Consider the following 3,794-nt stretch of genomic DNA (forward strand, 5'->3'; position numbering starts at 1 on the left):
GAAACCCTCGAGGCTGCCGGCGCCACCGTCACCCTCAAGTGATTTCCTGAGCAGCGGTCTGACTGCTGCTTGAGGCTTCGGACCCCCACGGTCCACCGTGGGGGTTCTTTGCATCCCCGCCGAGGCTGCCTACCCCCACCGCGATTGCCCATCCCGCCCCCGCCGCCATGTGACCGATTCGGAACACCGTTGGACGGGGGCTTGGCAGAACCTGATCTATCCTTGTCTGGTGACCGAGACGACGAGCTACGCCCGCGCGCAGCAACAGCAGCGCGATCGCATCCGCGACACCTGGGCGCAGCAACCCCTCTATATCGATGAGATCGTCAGACCCGGACTGACCGAGAACCAGCTCACCGCCATCCGGCGGGCCTCACAGCAGACCGAGGACACCGGTCTGACTCATTACCTCGCGATCACTCCCGGCCTCCAGACCATGGGCTACGGCGATTGGGCGAAGTTCACCTCCGACTTCGCCTTCGCCATGCACGAAGAGTCGGGGAAGAAGCAGACCCTTGTCCTCTTCACCGAAGGCGAGACCTCAGCCCGCTCATTCGCCTACCTCGTCACCGACAACGGACCCGTCGTCCCCTCGGGCGCACCCGAACTCATGAGGTCCCGCAGCGATGACTTCATCCCCGTCGAACTCGCCGTCCCCTACTATCTGCAGGTCCTCGTCGCCGCCGCCGACGGGACCGAACCACCCTCTGCCCCGGATTTCGACACCCGCGACGTCGGTACCCGCAGCGAGGATTACATCGAACGCTTCGGCCTCGACCACTCCGACCCCGACGCGCTCGTCTTCGGTGCGACGGCCGCCGCGGCGCTCGGCGCGACTCTGTGGCTGCTGCACCGCCGCAATCGCTATTCCTGGCGGACGAAGCTGACGACGACACCGGAACTGGTCAAGTCCCGCAACCTGCAGAAAGCCGTCACCGAGGCGGCCGCCCCGATCCCCGAACCCGAGCATCCCGATGACGACACGTGGGCTCTGTACGACCGAGGGCGACGAATCCAGGACGCTCTGGCCGTCCTGACCACAGCCCATCCGGACTGGGCCGAATCCGTCGACTTCGCCCACCGCCACGCAGTGTGCGCCCTCGTCACCCTCGACCGTTGGGTGCGTCGAGGGCTGCGCAGGCGCTCAAACAGATTGGATGACGAACCGCGCTTCTGCTTCCTCTTCCCGCACCACCGCAGAGACATCGATGATCATGTGCTCAGACAGTCCGGGCGCAGCCTCACCGCGGCGCTGTGCGTCGACTGTCGCGAGGACCTGGCGGCCGGCCACGATCCGGAACGACTGATGGTGCCCTAGCGCCCCGGTTCCACCCGCGCTGTCCCGTACTTCCAACGCGACGACGCCTACGCGCTCTCCGGTTTCGGCAGCTTCCAGCCCCTCGACGAGGCGGTGCTGGAGACCATGAGCCCACGGCACTCCGCCCTCGGAAGCAGCCGATGATGGCCACTGGAGCTGCCCGTTCGATCAACCCACTCGATTGGGTCATCGCCGTCGTCGCTGTCGCCGCCGTATCGATCGGCGCCACCCTGCTCAGCGGCCACTTCTTCGACCAGACGAAGGCCGAACGCATCGAGACGATCGACAGCGGACGGATCGACGTCGACTCGATCTTCACCGACCGCATCGAGGGCGCCATCGACCCCGACTACGATCCGTCCCGGTACCGGGCGATCGCGAAATCGTTGGCCCAGGATCCCGTCTATTTCGACGGCTACCCGGAATTCGAGATCGAAGACGATGAGATCGCGGAGATCAGGTCCGCCGTCGCCGATGCCGACACCCCCATCTACGTCGCTTTCCTCAACACCTCGGACCTCGACGACGCCGACGGCGACCTCGATCTGCTCGCGGCCCGAATCGTCACCGAGATGGACGACGCCGAGGCGGCTGTGCTCACCGTCGACGCCTCCGGCCTCATGGGCGTGGGCGAGAAAGGGGTGTACCGACCCCAGATGGCCCATCTCAGTGGCGAGTTCGACGACACGGAGTCAGTCTGTGCACGGTCAACCCTCTGCACGGGGAAGCACGGTCGAATCGGCTGGTGAGCACCGAGCGCAAGGGCCACCTGGCGGGAAAGAGCGTCCGCGTCCCCGTCTGCGGCAACTGCCTGTCCGATCTGCAGTCCGGCCGCGAACTGCAGTGGATCTTCGACGGCGACCGTCCCTATGTCAAGGGTGACAGCGTCTGGGCGCAGACGCTGTTCGGGGCCATCGGCGGCGATCTCGTCACGGCCCTGCACCGCCGGGGTTCCTGATCCCGGGCCGCATTCTCGACCCATCCGCTCAGACCAGGCGATGCTCCCTGGGAATCGTGCGACCATGGTCGCCCGGCATGGAGCGGGCGGGCAGAGCCACCTCGGCGTCTCCCTGATCGACCATCAGCCCCTCGATATCGGCGAGCTGACGGGCGAGGAAATCACGATCGACCGGGACCCCGTGACCGGGAACGAAGGTCCTCGCCTCAGGAAACGACAGCAGGGTGTGCAGGCTCGATGCCCATTCGCTCAAGGAAGCATCGGGCCCGGCCTGAGGTGCATCCGCCTCTTCGACGAGGTCGCCGGTGAAGACGATGCCGAGCTCGGGCAATCGGACGACGAGGTCGGCCGTCGAATGACCGCCGAGGACATGGAATTCGACCGGGCAGTCGCCGAGGTCGAGATGTCGCAGGCTCCCGGGGGACGGATCGACAGGGGAGACGTCGACGACGAGGTCGCCGGGATTGTCGGGGAGGCTTGACCGATAGTCTTCCGGGAAGTCGCCGCCCACAATTTCGTCGAGAGCGATCCAGGCCGTGGCTTCCTGATCCGAAGCGAACGATGATGACGCGTATACGGCGGTGACCCCGGCGGATACGGCCGCGGCGGCGCCGAAGAAGTGATCCCAATGATCGTGGGTGATCGCAAGTTCGATCGCGCGCGGACGATCACCGCCGATCTCCTCGCCGAGGCGGCCCGCCCGCTCCACCAAGTGCGCGGCAGCCGCGGGGCCGGGCCCGGCATCGACGAGCAGGGTGCGATCGGTGCCGATGATGACTCCGCAGTTGACCGCGGCAGGATCGAAGCTGAGAACTCTCACTCGTGTCATGTTCGCAGTCTAGAATGTCACCCATCGGCTGTCAGCGCGACGATGCGCGAAGGAGGCATCGCAGTGAGGCGGCCACCTGCGACGACAGAGGCCACGGATGGAGATCACCCGGATCAGGTCGGGACACGTCGATCCCGCGGCGATCGAGGCAGTGATGCCCGAGCTGCTGGACTTCGACCCGATCCCCGACGAGGCGCGCCACTCACTCTGTCCAGCATGAGCGAGTACCGGACCTGTCTCACCTGGCTCGACAGGATCGACAGGGTGATCGTGGCCAGAGGCGCGGCCGAACTGCGTCCGTCCAGCAATACAGACACGGCGGAGGCCTGGTGTGCACCCCGACCATCGACGCCTTGGACTGGGCTGCGCATTGTTGACGGTGATGGAGGACGAGCAGCGGGCAGGAGGGCTCTGTCGGAGGTGTCTTTTCTCAGCAGCCGCGGGTACGGGTTCGCACAGATCGAACGGTGCTCGGTCGCGCCGACTGCAACCGCGGCCGAACTCGACCTCGGTGCCCACGTCGACGACTACGTCATCGAGACCTGGCGAGGGCCGGTCCCGGAGCATCGACTGGAGCACATCGCTCTGTGCAAACGTCGGCTGAGCACCGACGCGCCGGGAGATGCGAAATTCCGGGGGGTGCCCCTATGTTTTAAGTCAAGGGGCAACGACTAGTTTCTTCAAGAATA

The 3,794-nt window shown here is 65.8% G+C and carries 4 protein-coding genes; 3 read left to right on the plus strand and 1 reads right to left on the minus strand.

Annotation, left to right across the window (positions count from 1 at the left end; genetic code table 11):
• The first annotated feature begins 229 nt into the window (after window positions 1-229).
• The 3 genes from ACTIIH_RS16050 to ACTIIH_RS16060 all read left to right on the plus strand — a co-directional run bounded on the left by ACTIIH_RS16050 (window position 230) and on the right by ACTIIH_RS16060 (window position 2,276).
• The gene (locus ACTIIH_RS16050) at window positions 230-1,318 is read left to right on the plus strand and encodes a hypothetical protein (protein ID WP_441452823.1); all 1,089 of its coding nucleotides are present in this window, start codon (window positions 230-232) and stop codon (window positions 1,316-1,318) included.
• 143 nt (window positions 1,319-1,461) lie between these two features.
• Window positions 1,462-2,067: a hypothetical protein gene (locus ACTIIH_RS16055; protein ID WP_441452824.1), complete on the plus strand. Its 606-nt coding sequence runs from the start codon at window positions 1,462-1,464 to the stop codon at window positions 2,065-2,067.
• On the plus strand, window positions 2,064-2,276 hold the full coding sequence (locus tag ACTIIH_RS16060; RefSeq protein WP_441452825.1) for a hypothetical protein: 213 nt from the start codon (window positions 2,064-2,066) through the stop codon (window positions 2,274-2,276). Before ACTIIH_RS16055 ends, ACTIIH_RS16060 begins: the two co-directional genes overlap by 4 nt.
• 28 nt (window positions 2,277-2,304) lie before the next feature.
• Here ACTIIH_RS16060 and ACTIIH_RS16065 read toward each other — a convergent pair whose 3' ends face one another.
• Window positions 2,305-3,105 carry an MBL fold metallo-hydrolase gene (locus ACTIIH_RS16065; protein WP_441452826.1) on the minus strand — a complete coding sequence of 267 codons (801 nt, stop codon included), beginning with the start codon at window positions 3,103-3,105 and terminating at the stop codon, window positions 2,305-2,307.
• Window positions 3,106-3,794: the final 689 nt, after the last annotated feature.

It is taken from the genome of Brevibacterium sp. (assembly GCF_052105255.1).
Classification (GTDB): Bacteria; Actinomycetota; Actinomycetes; order Actinomycetales; family Brevibacteriaceae; genus Brevibacterium; species Brevibacterium linens_B.